Source organism: Saccharothrix sp. NBAS 001 (assembly GCF_056640475.1).
On sequence record NZ_CM153251.1, the window covers coordinates 10,456,703 to 10,482,373 of the forward strand.

Sequence of the window (25,671 nt, forward strand, 5' to 3'; positions counted from 1 at the left end):
CTGTGTCAGACGTTGACTTCGACATCGGCATCATCGGCGGCGGCCCCGCCGGTTCCACCATCGCCTCCTACCTGGCCAAGGCGGGCATGTCCGTCGTGCTGCTGGAGGGCGAGCTGTTCCCCCGGCCGCACGTGGGGGAGTCGCTGATCCCGGCGACCACCCCGGTGCTGGCCGACATCGGCGCACTGGCCAAAGTGGACGAAGGCGGGTTCCCGCGCAAGTACGGCGCGGCCTGGACCTCCGCCACCAGCAACGACATCTCGAACCTGGGGTTCAAGCTCTCGCACGGGTTCAAGGCCGCCGAGGTCGAGTTCCGCGAGCGCGACCAGCGCAACGTCGACCAGGACTACACATACCACGTCGACCGCGGCCAGTTCGACCTGCTGCTGCTGCAGCACAGCGAGTCCCTGGGCGCGAAGGTCTACGAGGGCGTGCGCGTCCAGCGGGTCGAGCTGGAGGAGGACGTCAAGAAGATCGTGTTCACCCTGGGCCGGCGCGAGATCGGCGTGCGGGTGCGGCTGGTGGTCGACGCCAGCGGGCGCAGCACCCTGCTCGGCCGCCAGCTCAAGCTCAAGGTGCCCGACCCGGTGTTCAACCAGTACGCCATCCACACCTGGTTCGACGGGCTGGACCGCTCCGCGCTCGCGGTGGACAAGAAGCAGGCCGACTTCATCTTCATCCACTTCCTGCCGATCACCGACACGTGGGTCTGGCAGATCCCCATCACCGACACCATCACCAGCGTCGGCGTGGTGACCCAGAAGAAGCACTTCACCGCCGCCAAGCAGCAGTGGGGCGCGTTCTTCGAGGAGGCCATGGAGAGCCGGCCGGAACTGGCCGAGGCGCTGCGCAAGGCCGAGCGGGTCCGCCCGTTCAAGCCCGAGGGCGACTACAGCTACGCCATGCGGCAGGTCTGCGGCGACGGCTGGCTGATGGTCGGCGACGCGGCCCGGTTCGTGGACCCGATCTTCTCCAGCGGTGTCAGCGTCGCCATGAACAGCGCGCGCATCGCCTCCTACGACATCCTCGAAGCCGCCGAGCGCGGGGACTTCGGCAAGTCCTCCTTCGACCGCTACGAGACCAAGCTGCGCCGCGCGGTGAGCAACTGGTACGAGTTCATCTCGATCTACTACCGCCTCAACATCCTGTTCACCGCCTTCGTCGCGGACCCGCGCTACCGGCTGGACGTGCTGCGGATGCTCCAGGGCGACGTGTGGGACGGCGACGGCGAACCGGCCGCGCTGACCCGGATGCGCGACATCACCCGCGAGGTCGAGGAGAACCCGGACCACCTGTGGCACCCGCACCTGGGCACGCTGCGCGCGCCGAGCGCGGCACCGATGTTCTGAGGAGACGAGTGACGTGAAGAAGTACTTGCTGTCCGAGGACGAGCTGCCCACCCAGTGGTACAACATCCTGCCCGACCTGCCCAAGCCGCTGCTGCCGCCGCTGCACCCGGTGACCCGCGAGCCGATCACCGCGGCCGACCTCCAGCCGCTGCTGCCCGACGAGGTCATCGCGCAGGAGTTCAGCCCGCAGCGCTGGATCGACATCCCCGAGGAGGTCCGCGACGTCCTCAAGATCTGGCGGCCCTCCCCGCTGTACCGGGCGGACCGGCTGGAGAAGGCGCTGGACACCCCCGCCAAGATCTACTTCAAGTACGAGGCGGTCTCGCCCGCCGGGTCGCACAAGCCCAACACCGCCATCCCGCAGGTGTTCTACAACGCCCGGCAAGGCGTCAAGCGGGTCACCACGGAGACCGGCGCGGGCCAGTGGGGCTCGGCGCTGTCCTTCGCGGGCAGCCTGTTCGGCGTCGAGGTCACCGTGTACATGGTGAAGGCGTCGTTCGAGCAGAAACCGCACCGGCGCTCGCTGATGGAGACCTGGGGCGGCGAGGTGTTCGCCTCGCCCAGCACGCGCACCCAGGCCGGCCGCAAGATCCTCGCCGACCACCCGGACTCGCCGGGCAGCCTCGGCATCGCGATCAGCGAGGCCGTGGAGGACGCGCTGGCCCACGACGACACCAAGTTCGCGCTCGGCTCGGCGATGAACCACGTGGTGCTGCACCAGACCGTGATCGGCCTGGAGGCCAAGCGCCAGCTGGAGATCGCGGGCGACTACCCGGACGTCGTGGTCGGCTGCGTCGGCGGCGGCTCGAACTACTCCGGCCTGACCTTCCCGTTCCTGGCCGACACGCTCGACGGGACGCGCACCGGGACCCGGTTCATCGCCGCCGAACCCGCCGCGTGCCCGACCTTGACCAGGGGCCGCTACGCCTACGACTACCCGGACACCGCGGGCCTGGGGCCGCTGCTGCACATGAAGACCATGGGCCACGGCTTCATCCCGCCGCCCATCCACGCGGGCGGCCTGCGCTTCCACGGCGACGCGCCAACCCTGTGCCTGCTGCACGACCAGGGCTACGTGGAAGCCCGCGCCTACAACCAGAACGAGGTCTTCACCGAGGCGGTCCGGTTCGCCCGCTCCGAGGGCTTCGTGATGGCCCCCGAGTCCTCGCACGCGCTGCGCGGCGCGGTCGCCGAGGCGCTGGCCGCCAAGGAAGCCGGGCAGGCCCGCACGATCCTGTTCGGGTTCTCCGGCCACGGCCACTTCGACATGGGCGCGTTCGACTCGTTCCTGGCGGGCCGGTTGGAGGACTACGACCTGCCGCAGGAGCAGATCGACGCGGCCCTGGCGGACCTGCCGGCGATCCCGGCCCAGGCGGTCTAGGTGTCCGCAGTGGACTGGATCGACGTGCACCACCACGCGTACCACGGGCGGCTGGCCGACGCGCTGGCCGCCCGCGGCGTGACCCACATGGCGCCGGGCGTGCCGGTGCCCCGCTGGGACCCCGCCGACACGTTCCGGGTGATGGCCGCGCACGACCTGGCCGCCGTCGTGCTGTCGGTGCTCGTGCCCGACGCCGCGCTGGTGCTCCCGGACGCCGCGCACCTGGTGCGCCAGACCAACGAGTGGACCGCCGAACTGGTGCGCGAGCACCCGGAGCGGCTCGGCCTGCTGGCCACCCTGCCGCTGCCCGACCTCGACGCGGCGCTGGCCGAGATCGGGCACGCCTACGACGTGCTCGGCGCGGACGGGGTCGTGCTGCCCGCCTCCCTGGCCGACGGCGCGATCCTCGGCGATCCCGGCCTGGACCCGCTGCTCGCCGAACTCGACCGGCGCGACGCGGTCGTGTTCGTGCACCCGAACCCCGGCTACCGGTGCTCCTGCACGGGCGCGCCGGACTTCGCCGCCGCCGTGCCGCCGCCGCTGGTCGACTTCGTCATGGACACCACCCGCGCGGTGGCCAACCTGCTGTTCCGGGGCGCGCTGCGGCGCTTCCCCCGGATCCGGTTCGTCCTCGCGCACGGCGGCGGCACCATCCCGTTCCTGGTGGGCCGGCTGGAACTGGCCCGCACCTGGGTGCTGCCCGGCCAGGACGGCTCGGTGGGCGAGGAGCTGAACCGGCTCTACTACGAGACCGCGCAGTCCTCCGCGCGCGCCGCGCTGGCGTGCGTGGACGCGGTGGCCGCGCCGGGGCACGTGCTGTTCGGCACCGACTTCCCGTTCATGGGCGACGCCGTGGTCGGGCAGACCCGCCGCGAGGTGGCCGCGCACCGGCCGGAGATCGGCGGTGCGGGCGCGGCGCTGTTCCCCCGGCTGCGCGCCGCCGCGAGGAGGTAGCGTGCGCTATTTCGAGGATTTCCAGGTCGGCGACGTGCACGAATTGGGTGCCCACCGGATTTCCGCGACGGAGATCCGGTCATTCGCCCGGCAGTACGACCCGCAACCGGTGCACCTGGGCCGGGCGGCCGAACCGATGATCGCCAGCGGGTGGCACGTGGCCGCCGTGTTCATGCGGCTCTACGTCGATTCGGTGATCAGCGGATCGGCCGCCGAGGTGTCGCCGGGCGTCGACGAGCTGCGCTGGCTGCGCCCGGTCCGGCCCGGTGACCTGCTGGTCGGCCGGGCCACCGTGCTGGGCGCGACCCCGTCGCTGTCCCGCGCGGACTGCGGGATCGTGCGCCAGCGCGGCGAGTTGGCCGACGAATCCGGGCGGCCGGTGATGCGGTTCGTGTTCCACGGATTGATGCGGAAACGCGAATACGACCCCGCCGGTCGGGACGACGTCCACCCCGATATGCTCGGCGCATGAGCGGACCTACTCCCGCGCAAATACTGGAAGCCGCGGGCGTGTCTTTTTCGTCTTTCACGCACGCGCCCATCCGGACGTACGAGGACATCGAGCGCGAATTGAGCCTGCCCGCCGAGCGGCTGCTCAAGACGCTGGCCTTCCGCACCGAGGACCGGTTCGTCCTGGTGTCCCTGCCGATGCTGATGCCCGCCGGCTACGGCAAGATCGCCAAGGCGGCGGGCGTCTCGCGGTCCAAGCTGCGCCGCGCCGGCGAGGCCGACCTGGCCGAACTGGGCATGGCGCCCGGCGGCATCAGCCCGCTGACCGAGGTCGCCGAGCGCACCGTCGTGTTCCACACCTCGGTGCCGGACATGGGCAAGGTGTACTGCGGCAGCGGCCGCGACGACGAGACCATCGAGGTCGACTCGGCCAGCCTGGTCGAACTGGTCAAGCCGGTCATCGCGGACGTGGCGAGCTGACCTCCGGCACCGGGGCGGGCACCGCCCGCCGGTCCCGGTGCAGCAGCTTCACCAGCGGCCCGGTCATCATCGTGGTGAGCACCGCCATCAGCACCAGCTGCGAGTACAGGTCCCGGTCCAGCAGGCCCAGTTGCAGGCCGATGCTCAGGATCACCAGCTCGGTCAGACCTCGGGTGTTGAGCAGCGTGCCCAGCGTCGCCGACTCCCGCCAGTCCAGCCGGCACAGCCGGGCCGCCGCCACCGCGCCGACGAACTTGCCGCCGACCGCGACCAGCAGGATCAGCCCGAAGTCGGCGAACCCGGACCACGTGGTGCGCGACAGGTCGACGTTGAGCCCGGCCACCACGAAGTAGACCGGCAGCAGCAGCACCTTGCCGACCTGCTCGATGCGCAACGTCACGCCCGCCCGCAGATCCGTCCCGTGCGGCATGACCAAGCCGAACAGGAACGCGCCGAAGATGAAGTGCAGCCCCATCCACTCGGTCAGCGCGCTCCACCCCAGCAACCCGATCAGCACCACCGCGAACATGTCCCGCCGAGAGTCCGCGATCCGCGCCAGCAGCGGCCGGACCACCAGGAAGCTCACCAGGACCAGCGGCAGCACCAGCAGCAGCCGCCACTGGTCGGACGTGCCCGCGCCGAGCGTCGCGATCGCCACCGCCAGCAACGACCACGCCAGCAGGTCGCCCAGCGCGGCGCTGCCCAGCGCGAGCACCCCGACCTTCGACCCGCTCATCCGCCAGTCGCCGATCATCCGCGCCAGCACCGGGAACGCGGTCACCGCCATCGCCGTGCCCAGGTAGAGCACGAACGCCACGCGGTCGTCGTCGGGCCGCAGCACCGTGGCCAGCAGCACGCCCAGCACGAACGGCGTCAGCATGGAACCCAGCGACAGCACGGTGATCGCCCCGAGCCGGTCGCGCAGCAGGTCCCGGTTGAACTCCAGGCCCACCAGGAACATGAACAGCACCAGCCCGATGTTGGCCAGCGAGCTGAGCATCGGCCGGATGTCGGCCGGGAACACCAGGTCCGCGACCACCCCGCCGAACAGCGTCGGCCCGACCAGCACCCCGGCCAGGATCTCGCCCACCACCGCGGGCTGCGCGAGCCGCGTCGCCAGCCAGCCCATCACCTTCGCCAGCGCGACGATCACGGCCAGCGCCACCAGCAGGCCGACCACCTGGTGCGAGGTCACACCGGCACCGGTTCCCGGCTGCGCGCGGGCCGCAGCCCGATCGCCAACCCCACCAGCACCAGGCACGCGCCCACCAGGTCGGCCAACCGGGGCTGGCCGGTGCCCAGCACCACCGTGGACACCACCGCGCCGACCGGCAGGAAACCGGAGAACAGCCCCGCCTTGTCCGCACCGAGCCGGGGCAGCGACGTGTACCAGCAGAGGAACGCGAACACCGTGATCACCACGGCCAGGTAGCCCAGCGCGAGCGCCTCGGTCGCGGTCGGCACGCGCACCAGCTCCGGCCCGTCCACGACCAGCCCCACCACGACCAGTTGCGGCACGGCCAGCGCCGCCGAGTACGCCGACACCCGGATCGCGCCGAGCCGGCCCAGCACCGGCAGCGCCAGCAGCGAGAACCCGGCCTCGCAGGCCAGCGCGCCGAACGCGAGCAGCAGCCCGAGCGGCGACCCGCCGCCGAACCCGCTGGTCACCGCAACCCCGACGACCACCACCACGGAGGCCAGCAGCACCCGGGGCGCGGGCTTGCGGCGTTCCATGGCCGGGCCGAGCAGCGCCAGCACGATCGGCACGGCGGCCACCACCGTGCCCACCGTCGCCGGGTCGGCGAACCGCGTGCTCTCCACGATCAGCACGTTGAACGCGGTCAGCCCGGTCAGCGCGAGCGCCGAGAGGTAGCCGACCTCGCGCCGCGTCAGCCGGATCAAGCCCTTACCGGACGCCTGCGCCACGGCGAGCAGCAGCAGCGCACCGAACAGGTAGCGCACGGCCTGCCCGCCGTACACGGGGTAGTTGTGCAGCGCGGGGGACACGCCGGTCAGCGTCCCCACCAAGAACATGGCGGTCGCGGCGCCTAACGCACCACGTTGCACGTTGGTCAGGTTGAGCAAGGTTCACGGCCTCCGTGCGGTTTCGGACAGTTCACCCACGTTGATCAGCCCGGTTTCGTAGGCGTAGGCGACCGCGCTCGCGCGGTTGGGCAGCCGGAGTTTGCGCAGCAGGTTCTGCACGTGGAACTTGACGGTGCTCTCGGTCAGCGACAGGTGCCGCGCCATCTCCGAGTTCGTCCGACCGCCGACCAGCAGGCGCAGCACGTCGGTCTCCCGGCGGGTGATCCGCTCCAGCGGCGGGTCGCCCCGCTCGGCGGCGCGCGGCGCGGGCCCGGCGTAGAACGCGTAACCCGCCGCCAGCATCCGGATGGCGCTGAGGAATTCGTCCGGCCCGGACGTCAGCGGCAGCACGCCCACCCGAGGCGTGTCCGGCAGGACGGCGTTGTCGTCCACCACGAGGACGCTCGCCGACGGCCGGCGGTCGAGGAACTTGCGCGCCGCCAGCGGCGCGCGGGGTACGTCGGCCAGACATCCGATCACCACGACGTCGGGCAGTTCCCGGGTGTGCCGGGCGAGGCTTTCGAACGTGTCCACCTGGTGCGTGACCTCGATGCCGGAAGCCTCGTCCAGGATTTTGCGCATCCCGATCCGGAAAAGCGTTCTCCGCTCCGCCAGGATGATCCGCGTGAGTTTGCCGATGAGTGCGTTCTTCACAGAACCGGCCCCCAAGCCTGGTGTGCGTGCGGCGCGGCCGTCGGCGGATCGGGCGAGCGGCGGGAGAATGCGTTCGACCGCCGTCCGAACGGCTTCGGCCGCCGGCCGCGCTCAGCCCCCGGTGCCGCGCGGTTGTCCGGTGCACGATGGTTCGATGTTCGGTTGCCGTTCAGCGATAATCGTTCTCCCGCGCCGTCCACGGCCGTGGCGACCCACGTCCCGGCGTCGTCGGACGCGTCCGACGTGCGACGGGTAATGCGGCGGGCTTACTTCCGTCGACCATGCCTCCCCCAGTGCCCCAGTGATTGTCCACCATGGACCGAATCCCCCATGCCCGATCAATAGTTCACGTTTCGCACGATCAACACAACCTGCCCGGTGAGATTGAGCCGAACGGTCGACGTGAATAGGCCGCCGGACCGCGACGCAAAGTGTTTCCGGGCACTCCGGCGAACCGGCCGGCGGAACCGGCCGCCGCCGTCCCGACGAACGCCCGACCTGGGCCGTCGCCGGGGCGGCCGTCACCGCCCCGCTCCACCGTACGCCGAGCGCGCTGTGCCGAAGGGGCGAAGGTCCCATGTTTTCCGGTGCTCCCGACGGTCCCGTGCCTACCACCGTCCGCGTGACCGGGACTGGTGTGCGTGATCCGCAATTTTGCGGTTACGTCGAGGTCGAGTGGAATAGCCCGATTGTGGTCGTTGATCGGCCGTCGGAGTGATGCCGGCGACGCACCGCGACAGCAGTGCGCGGGCCGGACATGAATCACCACAATATCCTGGAAAAGTGCGACCGATTCACGCCTGGTTCGGCCGCCGGCCGGCCTCCTCGCGACTTCGGAGTGCCGCCGGTTTCATCCACCGAACGCGTGCAGCAGCGGGTTGTTGTTCCATGAACGACGAAATACGACCAACGACGTCGTGAGCGTCGGATGGGACAACCGCCGGTAGACGACGTTCGGTGCGTCGGGGAGTGCCGAGACCCGGTAGAACACCGTCCACGAAGGTGTCGAGCGCCCCAGTTCGGTCAAGGTCCGTTGCAGCGACGTGAATGGCGGCCCGAGCACCTGGTCGGCGGGCAGCGCCGTGGTGATCAACCGGTGAAACGGCGGATTGCGATCCGCCGGAGCCAGCCGCAACGGCAACCCGGTCAAACACGCCGGCTCCACCACGGGCAGTTCGTCGGCGGGCACTCGGTGTTGATCTCCGGTCGCCGGCGGGTAGTCGGCGGGCAACGCGACGTACAGCGGATCCGTCCACAGCGGGAGCGTGACCAGATCCCTGGTCGGGGTGGCAGCGCGGACGATCGCCGCGTCCAACTGTCCGGAGCGGACGGCCGCCAAGCGCTCGCCCGGCGCGACCTGGGTGACCCGGACGTCGACCCCCGGTGCGGAAAGCGTGGCCAACAGGTCGTAGACACGCGGGTCGTTGAGCGTGCCCAGCCGCAGCACCCCGGTCGTCCCGGCGACGATGTCGGCCGCCACCCGCCGAGTCCGGTCGGCCGCCGCCAGGACGGCGCGCGCCTCGGGCAGCAGCCGCTCGCCGGCGGGCGTGAGCCGCGTGATGCGCGTGGTCCGGGTGAACAGCGACACCCCCAACCCGCGCTCCAGCCGTTGGACTTGCTGACTCACCGCGCTCTGCACGATCCCGAGCCGATCGGCCGCCTTCGCGAACCCCCGCTCCTCGGCGACCGTCACGAAGTACCGCAGCTGCCGCAGTTCCACCGGGTCCCCCGATTCATCACATCCGGTGATAGCTGCTATCTGCAACTGCCCCTGGTTCACCCGATGTTCCCGCGCTTGACTCAACTCACGGATCAGCCGAGATCAAGAACCAGTCAGACCCACCGACCGATCGAGCCCACCACCCCGTCCGCCCACCACCCCGTCCGCCTCGCCCACCCATCACCCCCTCGCCCATTGCCCCGCCCACCCCGCCTGCCAACTCCGCCCCGCCCGTCGCCACGCCCGCGCGTCGCCAAGCCTGCCCACCGCTCGGCCGAGCCTCCGGATCAGTTAAGTCCGCAGATCGATCAAGTCCACGGATCGGTCGAACCCCAGATCGGTCGAGCCCAGCGGCCAGCCGAGTCACGGATCGGTCGAGTTACGGACCGATCCGATGGCACGGACCGAGCCGGGACCACAGGTAGGCCGGGGCCTGCCAACGGGGCTCGCCAACGAGGCCCGCCAACAGGGCACACGAACGAGGCGCACGAACGGGGCACACGGACCCGGCCCGGTTCACGGATGGCGGAGGTTTGCGGATGGCCGAAATTCGCGAATGGCGGAGGTTCGCGGACCGGGCGTTTTCACGGATGGCCGGGTTCGCCGACGGGCCGGGATCGGAGGCGGACGACGGCGGATCGGAGCACGTCCGAGCACGACTGGGTCAGGTTCGCGGACCGCGCTTGGTCCACGGATGGGTTCGGGTCCACAGATGTGCCGGATCGCGCGCGCTCGGCGCGCGGTTCGGCTCAGGCGCGCGGCTCAGCTCAAGGCCGCGCGCTGGTTCGGGTCACGTCGTAGAAAGGGGAGCACGGTGTTCCACAACGAGGGTGCCGAGGTGGTCCGGTTGGCCGGCGGGAGCAGGTTCGAGTTGCTTGCCGACGGGCCGGACACCGGCGGTGCGGTGAGCGTCAACCGGCTGACGCTGGACGTCGGCGCGGTCGGGGCGAGGGAGCACTTCCACGCGCTGGCGACGGAGGCGTTCTACGTCCTGGGCGGCGTGCTGGAGTTCGTGGTCGACCAGCGGCGGACGTCGGTGGCCGCGGGTGGGTTGCTGGTGGTTCCGCCGCACACGCCGCACGCGTTCGGGGCTGCGAGCGGGAGTGCCGCCGACGTGCTGGTCGTGATGACGCCGGGGGCGGAGCGGTTCGGGTACTTCCGGCACTTGGGGCGGATCGCGGCGGGCACTGACGTGTTCGAGAGCCTGTTGCCGTGGCAGGAGCGGTACGACGTGCATTTCACGGGTTGAGCCAGAGTGGCTGGGTGGTCGGGGTGACCTCATGCTTCACCGAGTATCGGGAACAGTGTTTCCGTACGTTTTTTGGTCCGAATACACCATTGTGCGACGTGTGCGTCCCCTGATTGGGGAGTGTGTGCCGATGTGGGGCGGGGTGCGGATCTCGGCGTGTGGGGCGGATGCGGGTGTGCGGGCCCGGATGTCGGGCGTGTGGGGTGGGTGCGGCGGATAGAGGATGGAGGTCGAGAGGGCGGAGGTCGAAGGGGCGCGGGTTGAGAGGGCGCGGGTTGAGGTGTGGTTGGAACGTGCGAGAGTCGGCGTTGGCCGGTCAGCGGCTGAATGTCTCCCGGATCGCGGGGTCGAGTATACCGGGCCGCCCGACACCGACGAACAATTCGCTCAGCAGCAACCGGTCCACGTGCGCGATGTCCAAACCGGACTCCTTGCCGGACAACCGGTGCACGGCGCTCGTCGCCCGCAGCGCGCCCCGCAGCACCGCCGGGTGCAGGCGGCGGACCCGGCGTGGTCGGCCGGCGGTGGCGGCGATCCGCGAGAACATCCCGTGCCACGTCATGTTCTCGTCGGCCACCGGGATGTCCGCACCGGACGCGTCGACCAGCGCCGTCACCGCCGCCTCGGCCACGCGGGCGGCGGAGGTCGCGGCGCTGCCACCGGGCGGCGCGAACATCGGCCACCCCGACCTCGCCCACCGGCCCAGCGGGCCGGCCCAGTTGGGCAGGCGGTCACCGGCGCGGCCGAACACGAACGGCAGTTCCAGCACGGCCACCGGGAACCCGGCGGCGGCGCGCGCGGTCCGCGCCTGCTCCACCCTGCTGCGCAGGTACGGGTGCAGCTCCGGGAGCCGCCACTCGGGGTGCTCGCGGTGGAAGTGCGTGTAGTACGAGCCGAGCACCACGCCCCGGCTCAGCCCTTCTTCGCGCGCGGCGGTGAACAGCTTCTCCACCGGGGCCACGTTTCCCCGGTGGAACGTCGGGTACGCGGGTCGGCGCGGGGTCTGCCGGTCGTCCACGCCCGCCGCGAACACCACCCCGTCATGCCCGGCGAGCAACGGGCGCAACTCCTCGACGCCGGCCGTGGTCATGTCCAGCACGTGGTCGACGCCCTCACGGCGGGTGCGGGCGACGGTCGTGGCCTCGTGCCCACACCGGCGGAGTTCGCCCACCACGTGTTGCCCGACCAGGCCGCTCGCACCCACCACGAGGATTCGCATGGCGGTGATCATGCCCCGTTCACGGCACTTTGTAACCCACCCGGTCCACTGCGCCTGGTTCCCCTCCACCAGACCCCATGGACGCCAAGGCGACACGCGCGCGGGCGCTCCGGGTGCGGCCCGGTTCGCGCACGAGTCCGCCCGGCAACCGCTCGATCCGCCGCTGCGGCGCGTGGTGCCGCCTACCTCTGCCACCGCCCAGCCGGAAATGGCGCAGCCCAAGCCCCACGCCCCGCCAACCCCCGGCACGACGGAACCCGGGGGCCTCCCGGCGCGGTCGACGGGGCCGTGCTTGGCTGTGCGGCGTGGCGCGTTTTCAGGACATGGGGCGGCGGCACTTCGTCGCCCAGATCGAGCAGGCCGGCGCGGCCGCCGGGGCCGAGGTGCGCTGGCACTGCGACCACTGGCTGGCCGAGCTGGTCACCGCCGACCGGCGGGTTATGGTGATCGGCCAGGTGTTCCCGCTCAACGACGCGGCGGCGGCGCAGATCGCGACGGACAAGGTGGCGACCTGCGCGCTGCTCGACGACGCCGGCGTGCCGTCCGTGCCGCACCACCTGCTGCGGTTCCGGGACCTGCCCGACCCGGTCGCGCTGACCCGTGAGCTGGTCGGGCTGCCCGCCGTGCTCAAGCCGCACCGGGAGAGCAGCGGCGTGGACGTGCTGCGGGTGGTGGACGAGACCGAGGCCCGCGCGGCGCTGGCCTACCTGGAGGGCAGGTACCGCGCGATCGCGGTGTCGCCGTACCTGGAGATCGAGGACGAGTTCCGGGTGGTCGTGCTCGACGGGGAGATGCTGCTGGTGTACCGCAAGGCGACCGCGCCGGGGGAGTGGCGGCACAACCTGCACTTCGGTGCCCGCCCGGAGTTGGACGTCGACCCGGCGGCGGTCGCCGCGCTGACGCCGTTGGCGCCGGCGGCCATGCGGGCGCTGGGTCTGCGGTTCGCGAGCGTCGACGTGGCCGTGGTCGCCGGCCGGCCGAAGGTGCTGGAGGTCAACAGCGGGGTGATCCTGGAGCACTTCAGCCGGGCCGGCGAACGGCACCGGGCGCTGGCCGCCGACATCTACCGGGTCGCCGTGCGGGCGTGCCTGGCGTAGCCGGTCAGCACACGCTGTCGCTCGGCTGCGGGTTCGCCAGCCCGAACAGCGGGCGCGCCTTGAGGCCCAGCCACGTGCCGCCGAGCGCGAACACGCCCCACAGCCAGCCGTGCAGGCTGCCGACCGAGATCCCGCCCAGGTACGCGCCGATGTTGCAGCCGCCCGCGAGCCGCGCGCCGACCCCCATCAGCACCCCGCCGAGCACGGCGGCCAGGGCTGTGCGCCACGGGATCTCGCTGTGGATCTTCCACGCGCCCGCCGCCGACGCCGCGACCGCCGCGCCGATCATGATGCCGATGTTGGTCAGGCTGGTCCGGTCCGCCCAGATCGGCGCGCCGAGCGCCTTCGCGTTGGCCTGGGCCTGCCAGAACTCCCAGGTCTCCGGGTGGAAGCCGACCAGCTGCAACAACTTCGCGCCCCACAGGGCGAACGCGAACGTGACGCCCCAAGTGCCGCCGGACACCAGGAAGACCCCGCCCGCCAGCACCCCGAGCACGACCGCGCCGACCAGCAGCGGCCACGTGCCGCGCCACACCCGTGCGACGCCTTGCGCGGTCGGCACCACGTCGGCCGGTGGCGGGTTGCGGCGGGCCTGCACGACCCGGGTCAGCGCCACGATCCCGGCCAGCGCGGCGATCGTCACCAGCCATGAGCCGAACCAGCCGACGTGGTCGGCCAGCAGCACGCCGGGCACCGCGGGCCACCCGTCGAACAACGGGAACGCCCACGTGTAGAGCACCGACCCGGCGATGAAACCGCCCAGCGTCAACAAAATCGTGGACTGCCCGGAGCCGACCGCGAACAGCGTGCCGGACGCGCACGCGCCGCCCAGCTGCATCCCGACCGCGAACAGCACCGCGCCGACCAGCAGCGCCAGGCCGAGCGGACCGGCGGTCGCCTTGGGCACCGAGCCGAACAGCCCCGAGTTCGTGGACACGATCAGCGCGACCAGCGTCGCGGCGGTGCCCAGCAGGAGGCTGTGCGCCAGCACGCCCTGCCCGTTGCCGACCGCGACGAGCTGCCGCCAGGCGGAGGTGAAACCGAAGCGGGAGTGGAACAGCGCCGCGCCCAGCCCGAGGCCCAGCGCCAGCAGCGCGCCGGACTTCCCGCCGTGCGCCGACCACACGTACCAGGTCAAGCCGACCGCGAGCACGCCGGCGACGGCCAGCGGCACGACCCGCACCGGCTCCTCGGGTCGCGGTGTCGGCGCGGCGCACGAGGTGGGGGAGGAGAGGAACCTGTTCACGGCTGCTCCTTGGGCAGGGGGGAGCCGGGCCGCCGGCGAAGTGGCGACCCGGCCACCCGGTTCAGTTCGGGATGATCCCGTTGGGGGCCTTCACCACGGACTGCACGACGCCCAGCACGGGGATGCCGAGCACCGGGGTGAACGTCCAGATGTTGTTCAGGCCGCTGGTGTCCGGCTCGTCGACGACGGCCGGGTTCGCCAGCGCGGGGCTCGCCGCCCCGGTGAGCACGAGTCCGGCCATCGTGGCCGCGACCAGCGCGCGGGTGATCTTCTGCATGGTGCTTCCCTTTCCGTGGTGGTGGTTCGGCGGTGGTTGCGGGTGCGGCTAGCCGCCGATCAGCTTGAGCAGGTCGAACACCGGCGCGAGCCCGCCGGGCACGCCCGTGGTCGGCCCGAGCAGGCTGCCCACGTCGATGCCGGGCAGCGCCCAGATCGGCAGCGCGTCGGCGCTCGCCACGCCGGTCGCGGTCAGGCTCAGCGCCACCACCGTGAAAACCAGTGCGGACAGTCGTTTCACGTCATCTCCTCGGTTCAGTCGAGCGGTTCGCTGACCGGGACCACGGTCGCCTTCGGCACCCACTGGCCGGCCAGTTCCTCGCTCATCGGCATTCCGGGCGCGTGCGCCTCGCCCGGTCCCATCGGCATCGCCGTCACCTGTGCGGCGGCGAAGACCCGGACGGCGTCCGGGGTGCTGCGGTCGCCCAGCCACGCCCGGAACCCGGCGGGGGTGGGGTTCGCGCCGCCGAAACCGTTGCCCACGGCCACCGCGTAGCCGACCGGCAGCGGTTCGCGCGGGTCGAACCGCAGCGGCACGGACACCGTCGTCACGGCGGTGACCAGCGGGGTGGTCAGCAGCCACGGCGCGAGGTACAGGCCGTGCGCGTAGACCGGGCGTTCGGCCTGTTGCGCGCCCGCCGAGGTGAGCGCGGCGTGTGCCGCCTCCCATCCCGAGACGGTCAGCAAAGCGTTGTCCGCCTTGGGTTCGGTGTCGATGCGCAGACCGTTCCGGGCCGCTTCCTCGTGCACGGTCCGGGCGGCCGAGACGCTGCGCGGTGTCTGGTCCACGGCCAGCACGACGCCCTCGGCGCCGCGCTGCTTCAGGTACCCGACGAGCTTGCGCAGCGCGTCTTCGTCCTCTGTGGACAGTTGATCGGCGGGGCAGGACGCGAGCACGTCCCGCCGGCCCGCGACCAGGCCGCCGAGTGCGGCGCTCACGCACTCGGCGTCGACCAGCGGTCCGGGCCGGTCACCGGTGTCGACCTCGACCCGTGCCGTGTCGTCGCCCGACGCGAGCACGATCTCGCCGCGCCCTGCGGGCAGGTCGACCTCGGCCCAGGTGCCCTCCGCACCGGCCCGGGGCAGCGCCGGGTCCGCGCCGACCCGGACCGGCCCCGCACCGGCCGGGAGGTGCACCAGGTTGCGGCCCGGCCGGTTCGGCGTCACCAGCACCGGAACCCGCTGCCCGGCGAGGGTGATCTCGACCAGCACCGGCACACCGGGCACCGGCAGCCCGGTCGGGGGCGGGATCGCCGCGAGGCTGCTCCACGCCGCGAACGCCAGCACCACGCCGGCGATCCCGGCCCGGCGGTCGCCCAGCGCGGTGACCACCAGCGGCAGCACGACGGCGGCGACCAGCACGAGGCCGAGCGCGGTCTCGTGCACCCGCCGGTCGAACGCCACGCCGGACGTGACCAGCCGGACCGCGCCCGCCATCGCGAGCGCGACGCCCAAGGTCAGCGTCCAGCGCCGGTCCCGCACGCCGACGACCGCCAGCCCGAACCACGTGGCCGCCCCGGCCACGTACACGGTGTCGACCACGAAGTCGACACCGGAACCCCCGGCGGCGGTCTCGATCACCAGCAGCAGCACCAGGAGCGCCGCCGCGCCCCGGGCGAGCCCCGGCCTGCCCAGCAGGGCCGGCACCGCCGCGACCAGCACGACGTGCGCCGTCGCGCCGACGACGTCGACGCCCAACGCCGCCACCGACACCACCGCGAGCACGCCCGACACCGCCGCTGCGGCCGCCGTCGACCGCACCGCGTGCTTGGGCAGCACCGATACCTGCGGCCGGACCACACCGACCCCGGCGACGTACGCCGTGGCCAGCAACAGGACCAGCCGCAGGGCCGCCGCCCAGGGAGAGGCCCCGACCGCGTCGAGACCGCCGTGGGGGTGGTCCATCACTTCACGTCGGCGTCGGCGACGACGAACAGCTCGGAGTGCGGCTTCGCGTTGCCGAACGGGCCGTGCGGCCAGTCCTTGCGGTTGAAGTTCACCCCGACCTGACCGCTGAACTCGTCCTTGAACGCGCTGTCCAGGGTGAGCTTGCCGTCCTTGCCCAGCTTGAGCACGTTCACCTTGTGGTCGCCGTCGAGACCGGACCGGGCGACGAAGTAGTTCGACACCGCGATCCGTTGCGGGGACGTGGTTTCCTCGTACCGGCCGTCCGAGCCGAGCACGAAGTTGTCGTACGCGCCCCAGTGCGGGCCCGCCGCCGGCTGGCCGGGGTTGATCGGGGCCGCGCCCGCCACCGTCGGGCAGTCCGCCTCCGCGCCGCCGTTCTGCGCCTCGGCCAGGGTGTCGATGCGGCACTTGACGTCCGTACCCGCCGCGAGCAGCTTCTGGATGTCCAGCACGTACACGCCACCGGTCGTGCCCGGGTCGTTCGGACCCAGCGCGCCCTTGCCGCGCCCCGAAATCGCGCGGTACAGGTACTTGTCGTCCGGGCTGGTCTGGATCCACCCGCCGTTCGAGCCACCGCCGTTGCTGTCGTTGCCGGCGTAGATCGACTTGTTCGCCGAGCCGTCGTCGAACACCTCGTACCAGTGCGGCTCGGCCGCCGTGATGTCCGGCGTGTAGTGCACCGCGCCGCCCTGCATGGTCTGCGCGAACGCGCCCTTGTGGCCCGGCAGGTTGGTCACCGTGGTCTCCATGACCGCCCGGCTCTCCGCGTGCAGCGGGTCCGCCGGGTCCGCGCGCGGACCGTCCTGGAGGTAGGACACCGCCCGCAGCTTCGGGTTGTCCCGGTCGGTGATGTCCCACGTCCGCACGGTCGGCCGGCGCAGGTACGGCGACGGCTGCTTCACCGGGTCCAGGATGATGTTGCGCGGCTCGGCGTAGTCGCTGGTGACCAACGTGTCGAGATCCTCGCGGGCCTGGATGCCGTGCGGGTTGGCGCACGTCGGCGCGGACAGCTGCGGCAGGTTCGCGCACAGCTTGGCGTTGTCGCCCTGCGGCGTCGCCGCCGACGTCTGCGACAGCACCTTGCCGGTGCGGTCGAACCGGACCAGCGCGCCCGGACTGCCCGCGAAACCGTTGCTCACCACGGACTGCCCGTTCGCGTACACGAACGGACCGGGCGCCACCGGGCCGCCCATGTACGTGCCGTACGCGGTGCCGTCCTTCAAGGTCCAGTACGCGTCCGGCACCGAACCGCCGAGCGTGTTCGTCGGCAGGCTGATGCCCTTCAACTTCAACTCGGGCAACGCGCTCACGTCGAATGCGTAGGTCGCGGCGGCGAACAGGGCACCCGCGTAGACCGTGTCACCCTTGTGCCACACGTACTGCATGTGGTGCGGCTCGTTCTCCACCAGCGGCCCGACGGTGGCCGTGTTGACCACCTTGCCGTAGCTCGGCGAACCCTCGGTGGCGTCGATGACCGCCAGGAAATCGGGACCCGGCAAGGCGTTCACGATCTTGCCGAGCCCGCCGCCCAGCGAGCCGGGCAGGTTCTTGACGTCCTTGACCAGGGTGTCGGCGATGTTCTCGTCGCCCGCCCACACCAGCAGCCACTTCTTGCGCTGGTCCGACGCGGCGGCGGCGCCGGGGACGAGGTGGTTCTTCACCCAGTACTGCTTGCCGTCCGACGCGGTCTTCGAGTCGGTGGTGGTCTGGACGTCCGCGTAGGCGCTCGTGGACCCCCCGGTGTAGGTGACCGCGCCGACGGCGAGCACCGCGGCCACGGCGCTGATCAGGATTTTTCGCCTTCGCGGCGAGTTGGACAACATGCACACCCCTCGTTGCCTGGAATAGATTGGTAAATGGGCGCGGCGAATGGTCGGAATGGTGGCGACGGCCCTGTGGGGTGTCAAACCGCGACCAGTGGGTGAGACGCCGATAGGCGGTGGGCAGATTCCCCTGAACGGAGCACGGCGTTGCTGCGCTATTGCGGCGAAAACCGCAACGGGAAGTTAACTCCGCAGCTCGGAGAAGGTATCTGTCGCTCACACAGGGTCATCGGACGTTCGCCCCGTCGAACGTTCCCGAATGGATCCGAACGATCCGGACCCGACCGTCGGCGAACCCGTCCGGGACATTCGAATCTTTTCGGCCGCCGGACCAGTTGTGCCGGTGTACCGATCGACCCCGGGAAAGGAAGCGGAGTGTCCGTCCACGAGTTCGCGGAGAGCCTGCGAACGCTGCACGTCGAATGCGGCAAACCCAGCTACAACCGGATCCGGGAGCTGGCCGCCGAGCACGCCCTGCCGCCCGCGACCGTCAGCGAGGTGCTCAACGGGAAGCGGATGCCCAAAGCGGACTTCGTCCAGGCGTTCGTCCGCGCCCTGCTGCGCCACCGCGACGGCGGCGACACCCGCCGGCACGACGACGAGGTCGCCCGGTGGCGGCGCAAGTGGCAGCACGCCGTCCTGAGCCCCCGCCCCACCCGCTCCCTGCTCGACCGTGGCCTGTCCGCGCGCGACGAGGACGGCAAGCGGTGGGGCGACGCCGAAGCCGGGTGCTACGCGCTCTACGGCCCCGACGGCGAGGCCGTGTACATCGGACAGGCCGACACGACGCTGGGCACCGCCGTCCGGGCCCGCCTGGCCCTGCTGCTCGATCCCGTCGCCGAGGTCGAACTGTGGCCCGCCCGACCCGGCCGGTCGCTCGACGTCCTCGAACGCGCCGTCTACCGCAGAGCCCTGGGCGAACGGGCGGACCTCCCGCCGTCCCACCGGTTCCCGCTCACCGGCGAGGACGGCGACGTGCGCATCGCGCGCCGGGCCGAGGAACTGGCCCGCCTCGCCGCGTCCGTGCTGGACGGCGACACCGGCGAAGCCACCCGGCGCGCGCTGGCCGCCGAGGCGACCCGCCTGGCCCGCCTGGCCATCGCCCGCTTCGCGCGGTCGACCGGGCGGTCCGCGGCGGAGGTGTCCGCGGACCTGGCGGACCACCCGTGAGTGCGGTCGCGGTGGGCAGGATGTCTTGCGAGGATGGGGGCCTCGACCCCAAGGAGGACCCGGTGGCCTCACGACTCAACCCGTACATCAGCTTCGCGGGCAACGCGCGCGAGGCGATGGAGTTCTACAAAGGCGTCTTCGGCGGCACGCTGAACCTGAGCACCTTCGGCGAGTTCGGCCCGCCCGACGCGCCCGAGGGCGACAAGATCATGCACGGGCAGCTGGAGACGCCCAGCGGCTACACGCTGATGGGCGCCGACACGCCGCCGGGGATGCCGCACAACCCGGGCGACAACATCACCGTCAGCCTCAGCGGCGACGACGGCGACGAGCTGCGCGGCTACTGGGCGCAACTGGCCGACGGCGGTCAGATCACCGTGCCGCTGGAGAAGCAGATGTGGGGAGACGAGTTCGGCGCGTGCGTCGACCGGTTCGGCATCTCGTGGATGGTCAACATCCAGGGCGACCGCGGGTAGCCGGTGAGCGCCGCGCCGGGCCGCGGCGCGTGGCGCGGCCCGGCGGAAAATCGCTACTGCTCCGCCGGGTGCGTCCACCAGACTGACCGACGTGCTGGTGTTGTCGGTGGTCGTCGGTTCACAGGTGTACGGCCTGGCCACCCCGTCGTCCGATGTGGACAGACGGGGTGTGTTCGTCGTGCCCACCCCGGAGTTCTGGCGCTTCGACAAGCCGCCCGCGAGCCGTGAAGGGCCCCGTCCCGAGGAGCTGAACTGGGAGGTCGAGCGGTTCTGCGCGTTGGCGTTGAAAGCGAACCCGACCGTGCTGGAAGTGCTCGTGTCGCCCCGGGTCGAGGTGCGCACGGAGATCGGGGCGGAGCTGTGCGGCCTGCTGCCCGCGTTCCTCTCCCGACGTGCCGCGGAGAGCTACCTGCGGGCCGCTGTGGCGCACCTGTCGCGCATCGAGTCCCGGCGTGCCGCGACCGGTGAGGTGAAGTGGAAGGCGGTCATGCACGTGGTGCGGCTGCTGCTGGTGTGCCGCGACCTGGTGCGCACCGGGACGTTGTCGCTCGACATGGCCCCGCACCGGGAGCGGCTGCTGGCGGTTCGTCGCGGCGAGGTCGGGTGGGGCGAGGTGCGGGCGTGGGTGGAGAGCCTGCGCGAGTCGATCACGGAGGCCGACGGGCCGCTGCCGGCCGAGCCGGACCAGCGGGCGGTCGAGGAGTGGTTGGTGTCGGTGCGGGAGAGGGGGTTGGGGACGTGAGCTACGAGGTGCCGGACTTGGCGGAGGTGGTCGCGGCCCAGCCCAAGCCGTTGGTGTTCGCGGCGGTGTCCGGGGCGCACCTGTACGGGTTCCCGTCACGTGATTCGGACGTGGACCTGCGGGGCGCGCACGTGCTGCCGGTGGCCGAGGTCGTGGGCCTGGAGCCCGGACCGGAGACGTTGACGCGGATGTGGACCAGGGACGGCGTGGAGCTGGACCTGGTGACGCACGACGTGCTGAAGTTCTTCAGGCTGCTGCTGCGGCCCAACGGCGACGTGCTGGAGCAGGTGACGTCCCCGTTGGTGGTCCACACGACCGAGGCCCATCAGCGCCTGCGTTCGTTGGCGGGTTCGTGCGTTACCACGCGCCACGCCCACCACTACGAGGGTTTCGCCCGCAACCAGTGGCGGCTGTTCGAGGGCACGGGGGAGCTGAAGCCGCTGCTGTACACGTTCCGCGTGTTGTTGACCGGTGTTCACCTGATGAAGACGGGTGAGGTGGAGGCCAACCTCCCCGCGCTGCTGGCGACTCACGAGGCCCCCGCGTACCTGCCCGACCTGGTGGCCGCCAAGGCGGAAGCCGAACACTCCCACGTCCCCACCACCGTTGCCGCCCCGAGCCGTGCCGATCTCGAAGCCGACGTCGTGAAGTGGCACGCGCTCCTGGAGGAAGCCCGAGCCGCCAGCCACCTCCCGGCGACCCCCACGGCCCATCAGTCCCTGAACGCCCTCCTGTTGGACCTCCGCAACACCCCACCCACCTGATCCGACCCCGCCCTCTGATCTGACCCCTGCCGTCGTCCGGCTCGGCCCCGGCCTGGACCTGACCCGGTCCTGGCCTGGGTCTGATCCGGTCCCGGCCCGGCCCGGCCCGGCCCGGCCCGATCCGACCCGGGCACCAGGCCGAGGCCCCCGACCTCGGCCCTCGGCTCGCCCCCGCCTCGGTCCTGATCTGACCCGATCCGGTCAGATCCAGGGTCGGCCACGCCCGATCCAGGCCAGCGGGTCCGACCCGGCCCAGGCAGGCCGGCCCGACCAACCCGCTCGCGTCGCCTCGGTGTGTGCCAGCCTGCGCCCGCCTGCCTGGGTTCGGTGCTCCCTGCCTCAGGGGATCGGCGCTTCCCGCCTGGGGTCGGCGATCGTTGGGCTGGGTCCGACAGTCCTAGTCACCTGGCTGATTCGCCTGACCACGAGGCCATCGGCACCCGCAGGCGATCCGCACCCACCACGACCACTCGACAACCGGCCACGACCACTCGACAACCGGCACTCGCAGGCGATCAGCTCCCGCCCTGACCGCCGATCAGCTCTCGCCCTGGCCGCTTGGCCACCGGCACATGCCCGCCGCGACCCGGCCATCGCCGCCCGCTTTGACACAGCCGCCGGGGCCACTGCTGCCGCCGGGTCCACCGCTGGCTCGTGAGGCCCGGTCGGGGGCGACCCGCGTTGCCTACTCCTCGGCTGAGCATGACCGCATGCTCAGTCCCGCGTGCTCAGCCGTGCCCGGACCCGCATGCCCCTCCCGAGCCGCGTGACCGTGGCCGCGTTTGTATTGCCCGGCATGCGGGCGAGGCACGCGGCGGGGCTGCGGGCTGACTCTGGCTGGGGCAACTTTGGCTGGGGCGGCCTGGGGACGGGGCTTGGGGCGGGGGCGGCTGTGGGCTGGGGACCAGGCTGCGGGCAGGGCAGGGCTGAGTGGCTTCCGAGCCCGTCCGACGCGAGCCCGTCCGACGCGAGCCCGTCCGACGCGAGCCTGCCCGACGCGAGCCCGTCCGACGCGAGCCCGTCCGACGCGAGCCTGCCCGACGCGAGCCTGCCCGACGCGAGGGCGTCCGGTCTGTGGGGTGGTCTGGTCTGTGGGGTGGTTTGGGGTCGGCTCCTGGGGCTGGTTTTGGTGGGGTTGGTTTCCGTATCGCGTTCTGTGGTCTGTGTTCGTAACTGGGTTGGGCTGGGTCTGTGGTGGGGCTGGGAGCGTGTGTGTCTTGGGACGGGTGGCCGCCGGGCCGCCGCGCCGTGTTTTTCTCCGGCAACGAACAGTGTGGCCGGATAGTGCCTGGTCTGAGGGTTGTTCACTACATGCAGTGACGCTTGGCGTGTTCGGCTGATGGTGGCGATTGATGGGTGGTGATTGGGGGTGCACGGGGGGATCGGGTTGGGGATGTCGGGTGGTGAATGCAACCCGGTGAGGGTGCGGGGCGTCATGTCGGTAGGTTGGCCGAACCGGCGTGTTGGCTTGGGCAGGGGGAAACCGGTGTCTGCTGTTGGGTTGGGGCGTGTTCTCGGCACGGCCCTGGTGGTTTTGGCCGCTCAAGGGTGTTCTTCCGGCGGTGGGGAGGCGGTCAACCCCGAAATGGCTCCTCGGGGTACCACCATGACCACCGCGAAACCTTCGCGCCAGGACCTCAGCAACAAGGTCAGCCTCACCGGCAAGGTGGCCATGAACCCGGTGTTCGGGCTGGTCGCGCCGGTCGGTGGGCAGGTTCGCTACCTGGAGGTGGCCGAGGCCAAGAGCACCCCCACCAAGCCGACCCGGGTGGCGACGGTCTGGGTGGACGGCACGCCCAACCACGTCGAGGTGCCGGCGGGCTCGACGTTCGGTGGCCGGCTGGTGGACGACCGCTCCACCGTCACGGTCGGGATGCCGGTCGCGTCCGCCAAGTACGCGGGCTACGGGATCGTCGCCGACATCGGCGGCGAGCAGGCTTACCAGATCTCCGACGCGGTGACCGGCACGGTCCGCGCCCAGATCAAGAACGGCCCGGGGCCGTTCGACTGCACGCTGCTCGGCACGATCGCCGCACTGCCCGCGGGCACGGTGCCGGCCGCGCCGCCGCCGCAGCAGGACGAACCGGCGAAGGACGACAAGCAGACGCCCGGCCGGGGAGTGCCGCAGCAACCCGACCAGCCCCGGGGGTCCTCCGACCCGACGGGGCTGCGGCTGGTGTGCACGGCACCCGACGACGTGAAGCTGATCAACGGCGCGTCGGCGACCCTGGAGGTCGTCACGGCCAGTGCGCGGAACGCGCTGGTCGTGCCGGTCGAGGCGGTCGCGGGTGGGCAGGGCAAGGGGAAGGTCGACGTGCTCGGGCCGGACGGCTCGCGGCAGACCAAGGACGTCGTGCTCGGGCTCACCGACGGCAAGGTGGTGGAGATCAAGGACGGGCTGACCGGCGAGGAGACGCTGGCCGTGCCCGGTCCCGACCTGCCGCGCGGCCCGCAGGACGCCGGGCGGCCCGAGGTCGGTTCCAGGTGACGCCGCTGATCCGGCTCACCGGGGTCCGCAAGACGTTGAAGGGCCAGGAGGAACCCCGGACCATCCTGGACGGCGTGGACCTGACCGTCCACAGTGGAGACAGCGTGGCTATCCTGGGGCGGTCCGGTTCCGGCAAGAGCACGCTGCTCAGCGTGCTCGGGCTGTTCGACCGGCCGGACTCCGGCGAGTACCTGTTGGGGGAGCGGGACATCACCCGCGTGCCGGAGCGCAAGGCCGCCGCGCTGCGCAGCGCGGAGTTCGGGTTCGTGTTCCAGCGGTTCTTCCTGCTCAAGCACTTGACGGCCGCGCAGAACGTGGCGATGGCGCTGGTGAACGGCCAGGGCTGGCTGCCGCGCCGCAAGCGTCGGGCGAAGGTGCTGGCGGCGCTGGACCGGGTCGGTATCGCGCACCTGGCCAAGCACAAGCCGCCTCGGTTGTCCGGTGGCGAGCAGCAGCGGGTGGCGATCGCGCGGGCGCTGGTGCGCGAGCCGCGGATCCTGCTGGCCGACGAGCCGACCGGCGCGCTGGACACCGAGACCGGCAACCTCGTGGTCGAGGTGCTGCGTTCGGCCACCGACCAGGGCTGCGGGCTGGTGCTGGTCACCCACGACCGCGACCACGCCGCGAAGATGGGCCGGGTTTTCACGCTGTCCGAGGGCCTGCTGCACCCGACCGCGGAGCGGGTGGTCGTGTGATGCGCCTGTCCGGGCGGCTGCGGTCGTCGCTGATCATCGGCGGGCAGGGGATCCGGGCCCGCAAGCTGCGCACGTTCCTGTCCATGGTCAGCCTGTTCATGGGTGTGCTGGCGGTGGTGGCGGTGCAGGCCGGTTCGGAGATCGCCAACCGCGCGATGCTCGCGGACGTCGAGCTGTACCAGGGCAAGGACGGCACCCGCCAGATGTACGTGGGTGCGGAGAACAACGCCGTGGAGATCGCGCTGGACACGGTGACCGGGCGGTCCGACGCGGTCGCGCTGACCAACGTGCAGGCCATCATCGGCGAGCCGGGGGTCCGGCCGATCAACGAGGGCGGCGGCCCGATCGACCAGCCGGGGCGCGGCGGGCCGAGCATGGCGTGCGACGCGAACGGCTGCCACGAACTCCCGGACCCGAACAAGGGCGCGCCGTCCGGCCAGGCGATCGAGATGCAGTTGACCGGGTTGTCCGGTGACGTGCGGGTGTTCCGGCCGTTCCGGCAGATCTCGGGGCAGTGGCTGGACTTCGGCGGCGAGCCGTCGTTCGCGCCGCGCCTGGTGCTGAACAAGAAGGCGGCCGAGGCGTTCGAGCGGTTCCGGGTGCCGTCGGAGATGCGGGTGACCGGTGCGGCGGTGAACGCGACGCCGCGCTTCCTCGGGGTGGTGGACGACGGCGGGTTCGGGCCGGCGGCCTACGTGCGCACCGACGAACTCGGCAACTGGTTGGCGGCCAAGGACATGAGCGACGGGCGGATGGGTCCCGGCCTGCAGATCATGTTGTCGCCGACGGCTTCCGACGTGGAGCACACGCTGCGCGCGCGGCTGGTGGCGGGCGGCATGAAGCCGGAGCAGATCAACGTCAACACGGTGAACACGCTGGAGCGGATGTCCGACCAGCTCACCGTGATGCGGTGGATCTTCCTGGGCATGGCGGCGCTGGTGCTGCTGATCGGCATCGCGGGCATCCTCAACGTCGGCCTGGCCACGGTGGGGGAGCGGATCGAGGAGTTCGCGCTGCGCCGCGCGGTCGGGACGCCCCGGTTGTTGTTGGCGGGCATCGTGCTGGCCGAGACGTTGTTGACCGGCCTGCTCACGGCCGCGGCGGCGATCGGGGTGGGCGTGGTCGGGTTGCGGGTGGCCGGCGGGATGTTCGGTTCGCGGTACCCGTCGTTGCAGGGCGTCGACTTCCCCTGGCAGGCCGGGGTCGCCGGGGTGTTGGCGGGTCTGGTGGCCGGTGTGCTGGGTGGTCTGGTGCCGGCGATCCGGGCGGCGCGCATCCCGATCGCGACCGTCATGCGCGCCTGAGCCGACGCGTTCCCGGGTCGACAGCTGTCTGGGCCGGTGTGCGGTCTGCGTTCGGTGTGCGTCTGAGTCGGCGTGTGCCTGGTTCGGTGCGCGTCTCGTTCCGCGTTCGTCTGGTTCTGCGCTCGTCTCGTCCTGGGTGTC

General features: G+C 71.6%; 24 protein-coding genes. 14 read left to right on the forward strand and 10 right to left on the reverse strand.

Features of this window, described 5'->3' with window-relative positions; all coding sequences use genetic code 11:
• Positions 1–2 precede the first annotated feature (2 nt).
• Genes AC0HI0_RS47445 through AC0HI0_RS47465 form a run of 5 tightly spaced genes read left to right on the forward strand, consistent with a single transcriptional unit; the run spans position 3 to position 4,614 of the window.
• On the forward strand, positions 3–1,349 hold the full coding sequence (locus tag AC0HI0_RS47445; protein WP_480930022.1) for an NAD(P)/FAD-dependent oxidoreductase: 1,347 nt from the start codon (positions 3–5) through the stop codon (positions 1,347–1,349).
• A 13-nt stretch (positions 1,350–1,362) separates the two neighbouring features.
• Positions 1,363–2,730, forward strand: coding sequence for a TrpB-like pyridoxal phosphate-dependent enzyme (locus tag AC0HI0_RS47450; protein WP_480930023.1), 1,368 nt, complete (start codon positions 1,363–1,365; stop codon positions 2,728–2,730).
• A 9-nt stretch (positions 2,731–2,739) separates the two neighbouring features.
• Entirely contained in the window at positions 2,740–3,684 is a 945-nt protein-coding gene (locus AC0HI0_RS47455; RefSeq protein WP_480930024.1) for an amidohydrolase family protein, read from the forward strand.
• Between the two features lies 1 nt (position 3,685).
• Positions 3,686–4,156 carry a MaoC/PaaZ C-terminal domain-containing protein gene (locus AC0HI0_RS47460; RefSeq protein WP_480930025.1) on the forward strand — a complete coding sequence of 157 codons (471 nt, stop codon included), beginning with the start codon at positions 3,686–3,688 and terminating at the stop codon, positions 4,154–4,156.
• Positions 4,153–4,614 carry an aminoacyl-tRNA deacylase gene (locus AC0HI0_RS47465; RefSeq protein ID WP_480930026.1) on the forward strand — a complete coding sequence of 154 codons (462 nt, stop codon included), beginning with the start codon at positions 4,153–4,155 and terminating at the stop codon, positions 4,612–4,614. Before AC0HI0_RS47460 ends, AC0HI0_RS47465 begins: the two co-directional genes overlap by 4 nt.
• Here the strand turns inward: AC0HI0_RS47465 and AC0HI0_RS47470 are convergent.
• The 4 genes from AC0HI0_RS47470 to AC0HI0_RS47485 all read right to left on the reverse strand — a co-directional run bounded on the left by AC0HI0_RS47470 (position 4,592) and on the right by AC0HI0_RS47485 (position 9,133).
• On the reverse strand, positions 4,592–5,809 hold the full coding sequence (locus AC0HI0_RS47470; RefSeq protein ID WP_480930027.1) for a cation:proton antiporter: 1,218 nt from the start codon (positions 5,807–5,809) through the stop codon (positions 4,592–4,594). The two genes, AC0HI0_RS47465 and AC0HI0_RS47470, sit on opposite strands and share 23 nt — an antisense overlap.
• Positions 5,806–6,681: a DMT family transporter gene (locus AC0HI0_RS47475; protein ID WP_480930028.1), complete on the reverse strand. Its 876-nt coding sequence runs from the start codon at positions 6,679–6,681 to the stop codon at positions 5,806–5,808. Before AC0HI0_RS47475 ends, AC0HI0_RS47470 begins: the two co-directional genes overlap by 4 nt.
• A 21-nt stretch (positions 6,682–6,702) precedes the next feature.
• Positions 6,703–7,353 (reverse strand): response regulator transcription factor, encoded by a 651-nt coding sequence (locus AC0HI0_RS47480; RefSeq protein ID WP_480930029.1) that lies wholly within the window; start codon positions 7,351–7,353, stop codon positions 6,703–6,705.
• An 850-nt stretch (positions 7,354–8,203) separates the two neighbouring features.
• On the reverse strand, positions 8,204–9,133 hold the full coding sequence (locus AC0HI0_RS47485) for a LysR family transcriptional regulator (protein ID WP_480930030.1): 930 nt from the start codon (positions 9,131–9,133) through the stop codon (positions 8,204–8,206).
• A 754-nt stretch (positions 9,134–9,887) separates the two neighbouring features.
• Between AC0HI0_RS47485 and AC0HI0_RS47490 the strand changes: the two genes are divergently transcribed.
• Complete coding sequence (locus AC0HI0_RS47490) at positions 9,888–10,322, forward strand: cupin domain-containing protein (RefSeq protein WP_480930031.1); 435 nt, start codon at positions 9,888–9,890, stop codon at positions 10,320–10,322.
• Between the two features lie 316 nt (positions 10,323–10,638).
• Here AC0HI0_RS47490 and AC0HI0_RS47495 read toward each other — a convergent pair whose 3' ends face one another.
• Positions 10,639–11,541: an NAD-dependent epimerase/dehydratase family protein gene (locus AC0HI0_RS47495; protein ID WP_480930032.1), complete on the reverse strand. Its 903-nt coding sequence runs from the start codon at positions 11,539–11,541 to the stop codon at positions 10,639–10,641.
• Between the two features lie 305 nt (positions 11,542–11,846).
• Between AC0HI0_RS47495 and AC0HI0_RS47500 the strand changes: the two genes are divergently transcribed.
• Positions 11,847–12,638 carry an ATP-grasp domain-containing protein gene (locus AC0HI0_RS47500; RefSeq protein WP_480930033.1) on the forward strand — a complete coding sequence of 264 codons (792 nt, stop codon included), beginning with the start codon at positions 11,847–11,849 and terminating at the stop codon, positions 12,636–12,638.
• 4 nt (positions 12,639–12,642) lie between these two features.
• Here the strand turns inward: AC0HI0_RS47500 and AC0HI0_RS47505 are convergent, their stop codons facing one another.
• The 5 genes from AC0HI0_RS47505 to AC0HI0_RS47525 form a co-directional block, all read right to left on the reverse strand.
• On the reverse strand, positions 12,643–13,884 hold the full coding sequence (locus AC0HI0_RS47505) for a YeeE/YedE family protein (protein WP_480930034.1): 1,242 nt from the start codon (positions 13,882–13,884) through the stop codon (positions 12,643–12,645).
• Between the two features lie 61 nt (positions 13,885–13,945).
• On the reverse strand, positions 13,946–14,161 hold the full coding sequence (locus AC0HI0_RS47510; protein WP_480930035.1) for a hypothetical protein: 216 nt from the start codon (positions 14,159–14,161) through the stop codon (positions 13,946–13,948).
• Positions 14,162–14,209: 48 nt separating this feature from the next.
• On the reverse strand, positions 14,210–14,401 hold the full coding sequence (locus tag AC0HI0_RS47515) for a hypothetical protein (RefSeq protein WP_480930036.1): 192 nt from the start codon (positions 14,399–14,401) through the stop codon (positions 14,210–14,212).
• A gap of 14 nt (positions 14,402–14,415) precedes the next feature.
• Entirely contained in the window at positions 14,416–16,065 is a 1,650-nt protein-coding gene (locus AC0HI0_RS47520; RefSeq protein ID WP_480930037.1) for a hypothetical protein, read from the reverse strand.
• A complete protein-coding gene (locus tag AC0HI0_RS47525) occupies positions 16,065–17,891 on the reverse strand; it encodes a hypothetical protein (RefSeq protein ID WP_480930038.1) in 1,827 nt (608 codons plus the stop codon). Before AC0HI0_RS47525 ends, AC0HI0_RS47520 begins: the two co-directional genes overlap by 1 nt.
• 375 nt (positions 17,892–18,266) lie before the next feature.
• Between AC0HI0_RS47525 and AC0HI0_RS47530 the strand changes: the two genes are divergently transcribed.
• The 7 genes from AC0HI0_RS47530 (at position 18,267) to AC0HI0_RS47560 (ending at position 25,530) form a co-directional block, all read left to right on the forward strand.
• A complete protein-coding gene (locus AC0HI0_RS47530; RefSeq protein ID WP_480930039.1) occupies positions 18,267–19,061 on the forward strand; it encodes a hypothetical protein in 795 nt (264 codons plus the stop codon).
• A gap of 62 nt (positions 19,062–19,123) precedes the next feature.
• The gene (locus AC0HI0_RS47535) at positions 19,124–19,537 is read left to right on the forward strand and encodes a VOC family protein (RefSeq protein WP_480930040.1); all 414 of its coding nucleotides are present in this window, start codon (positions 19,124–19,126) and stop codon (positions 19,535–19,537) included.
• Positions 19,538–19,628: 91 nt separating this feature from the next.
• Entirely contained in the window at positions 19,629–20,279 is a 651-nt protein-coding gene (locus tag AC0HI0_RS47540) for a nucleotidyltransferase domain-containing protein (protein WP_480930041.1), read from the forward strand.
• Positions 20,276–21,043 (forward strand): nucleotidyltransferase domain-containing protein, encoded by a 768-nt coding sequence (locus tag AC0HI0_RS47545; RefSeq protein WP_480930042.1) that lies wholly within the window; start codon positions 20,276–20,278, stop codon positions 21,041–21,043. The genes AC0HI0_RS47540 and AC0HI0_RS47545 overlap by 4 nt, the downstream gene beginning before the upstream one ends.
• Positions 21,044–22,649: 1,606 nt before the next feature.
• Positions 22,650–23,531, forward strand: a complete 882-nt coding sequence (locus AC0HI0_RS47550) for an efflux RND transporter periplasmic adaptor subunit (protein WP_480930043.1) — start codon at positions 22,650–22,652, stop codon at positions 23,529–23,531.
• Entirely contained in the window at positions 23,528–24,226 is a 699-nt protein-coding gene (locus AC0HI0_RS47555) for an ABC transporter ATP-binding protein (RefSeq protein ID WP_480930044.1), read from the forward strand. Before AC0HI0_RS47550 ends, AC0HI0_RS47555 begins: the two co-directional genes overlap by 4 nt.
• Positions 24,226–25,530 carry an ABC transporter permease gene (locus tag AC0HI0_RS47560; protein WP_480930045.1) on the forward strand — a complete coding sequence of 435 codons (1,305 nt, stop codon included), beginning with the start codon at positions 24,226–24,228 and terminating at the stop codon, positions 25,528–25,530. The genes AC0HI0_RS47555 and AC0HI0_RS47560 overlap by 1 nt, the downstream gene beginning before the upstream one ends.
• Positions 25,531–25,671 lie beyond the last annotated feature (141 nt).

Excerpts from the sequence above, each read along its gene's own strand:
- AC0HI0_RS47465 (WP_480930026.1), top strand. The coding sequence starts at position 4,153 with ATGAGCGGACCTACTCCCGCGCAAATACTGGAAGCCGCGGGCGTGTCT.
- AC0HI0_RS47495 (WP_480930032.1), bottom strand. The coding sequence starts at position 11,541 with ATGCGAATCCTCGTGGTGGGTGCGAGCGGCCTGGTCGGGCAACACGTG.
- AC0HI0_RS47510 (WP_480930035.1), bottom strand. The coding sequence starts at position 14,161 with ATGCAGAAGATCACCCGCGCGCTGGTCGCGGCCACGATGGCCGGACTC.
- AC0HI0_RS47520 (WP_480930037.1), bottom strand. The coding sequence starts at position 16,065 with ATGGACCACCCCCACGGCGGTCTCGACGCGGTCGGGGCCTCTCCCTGG.
- AC0HI0_RS47525 (WP_480930038.1), bottom strand. The coding sequence starts at position 17,891 with ATGTTGTCCAACTCGCCGCGAAGGCGAAAAATCCTGATCAGCGCCGTG.
- AC0HI0_RS47550 (WP_480930043.1), top strand. The coding sequence starts at position 22,650 with ATGACCACCGCGAAACCTTCGCGCCAGGACCTCAGCAACAAGGTCAGC.
- AC0HI0_RS47560 (WP_480930045.1), top strand. The coding sequence starts at position 24,226 with ATGCGCCTGTCCGGGCGGCTGCGGTCGTCGCTGATCATCGGCGGGCAG.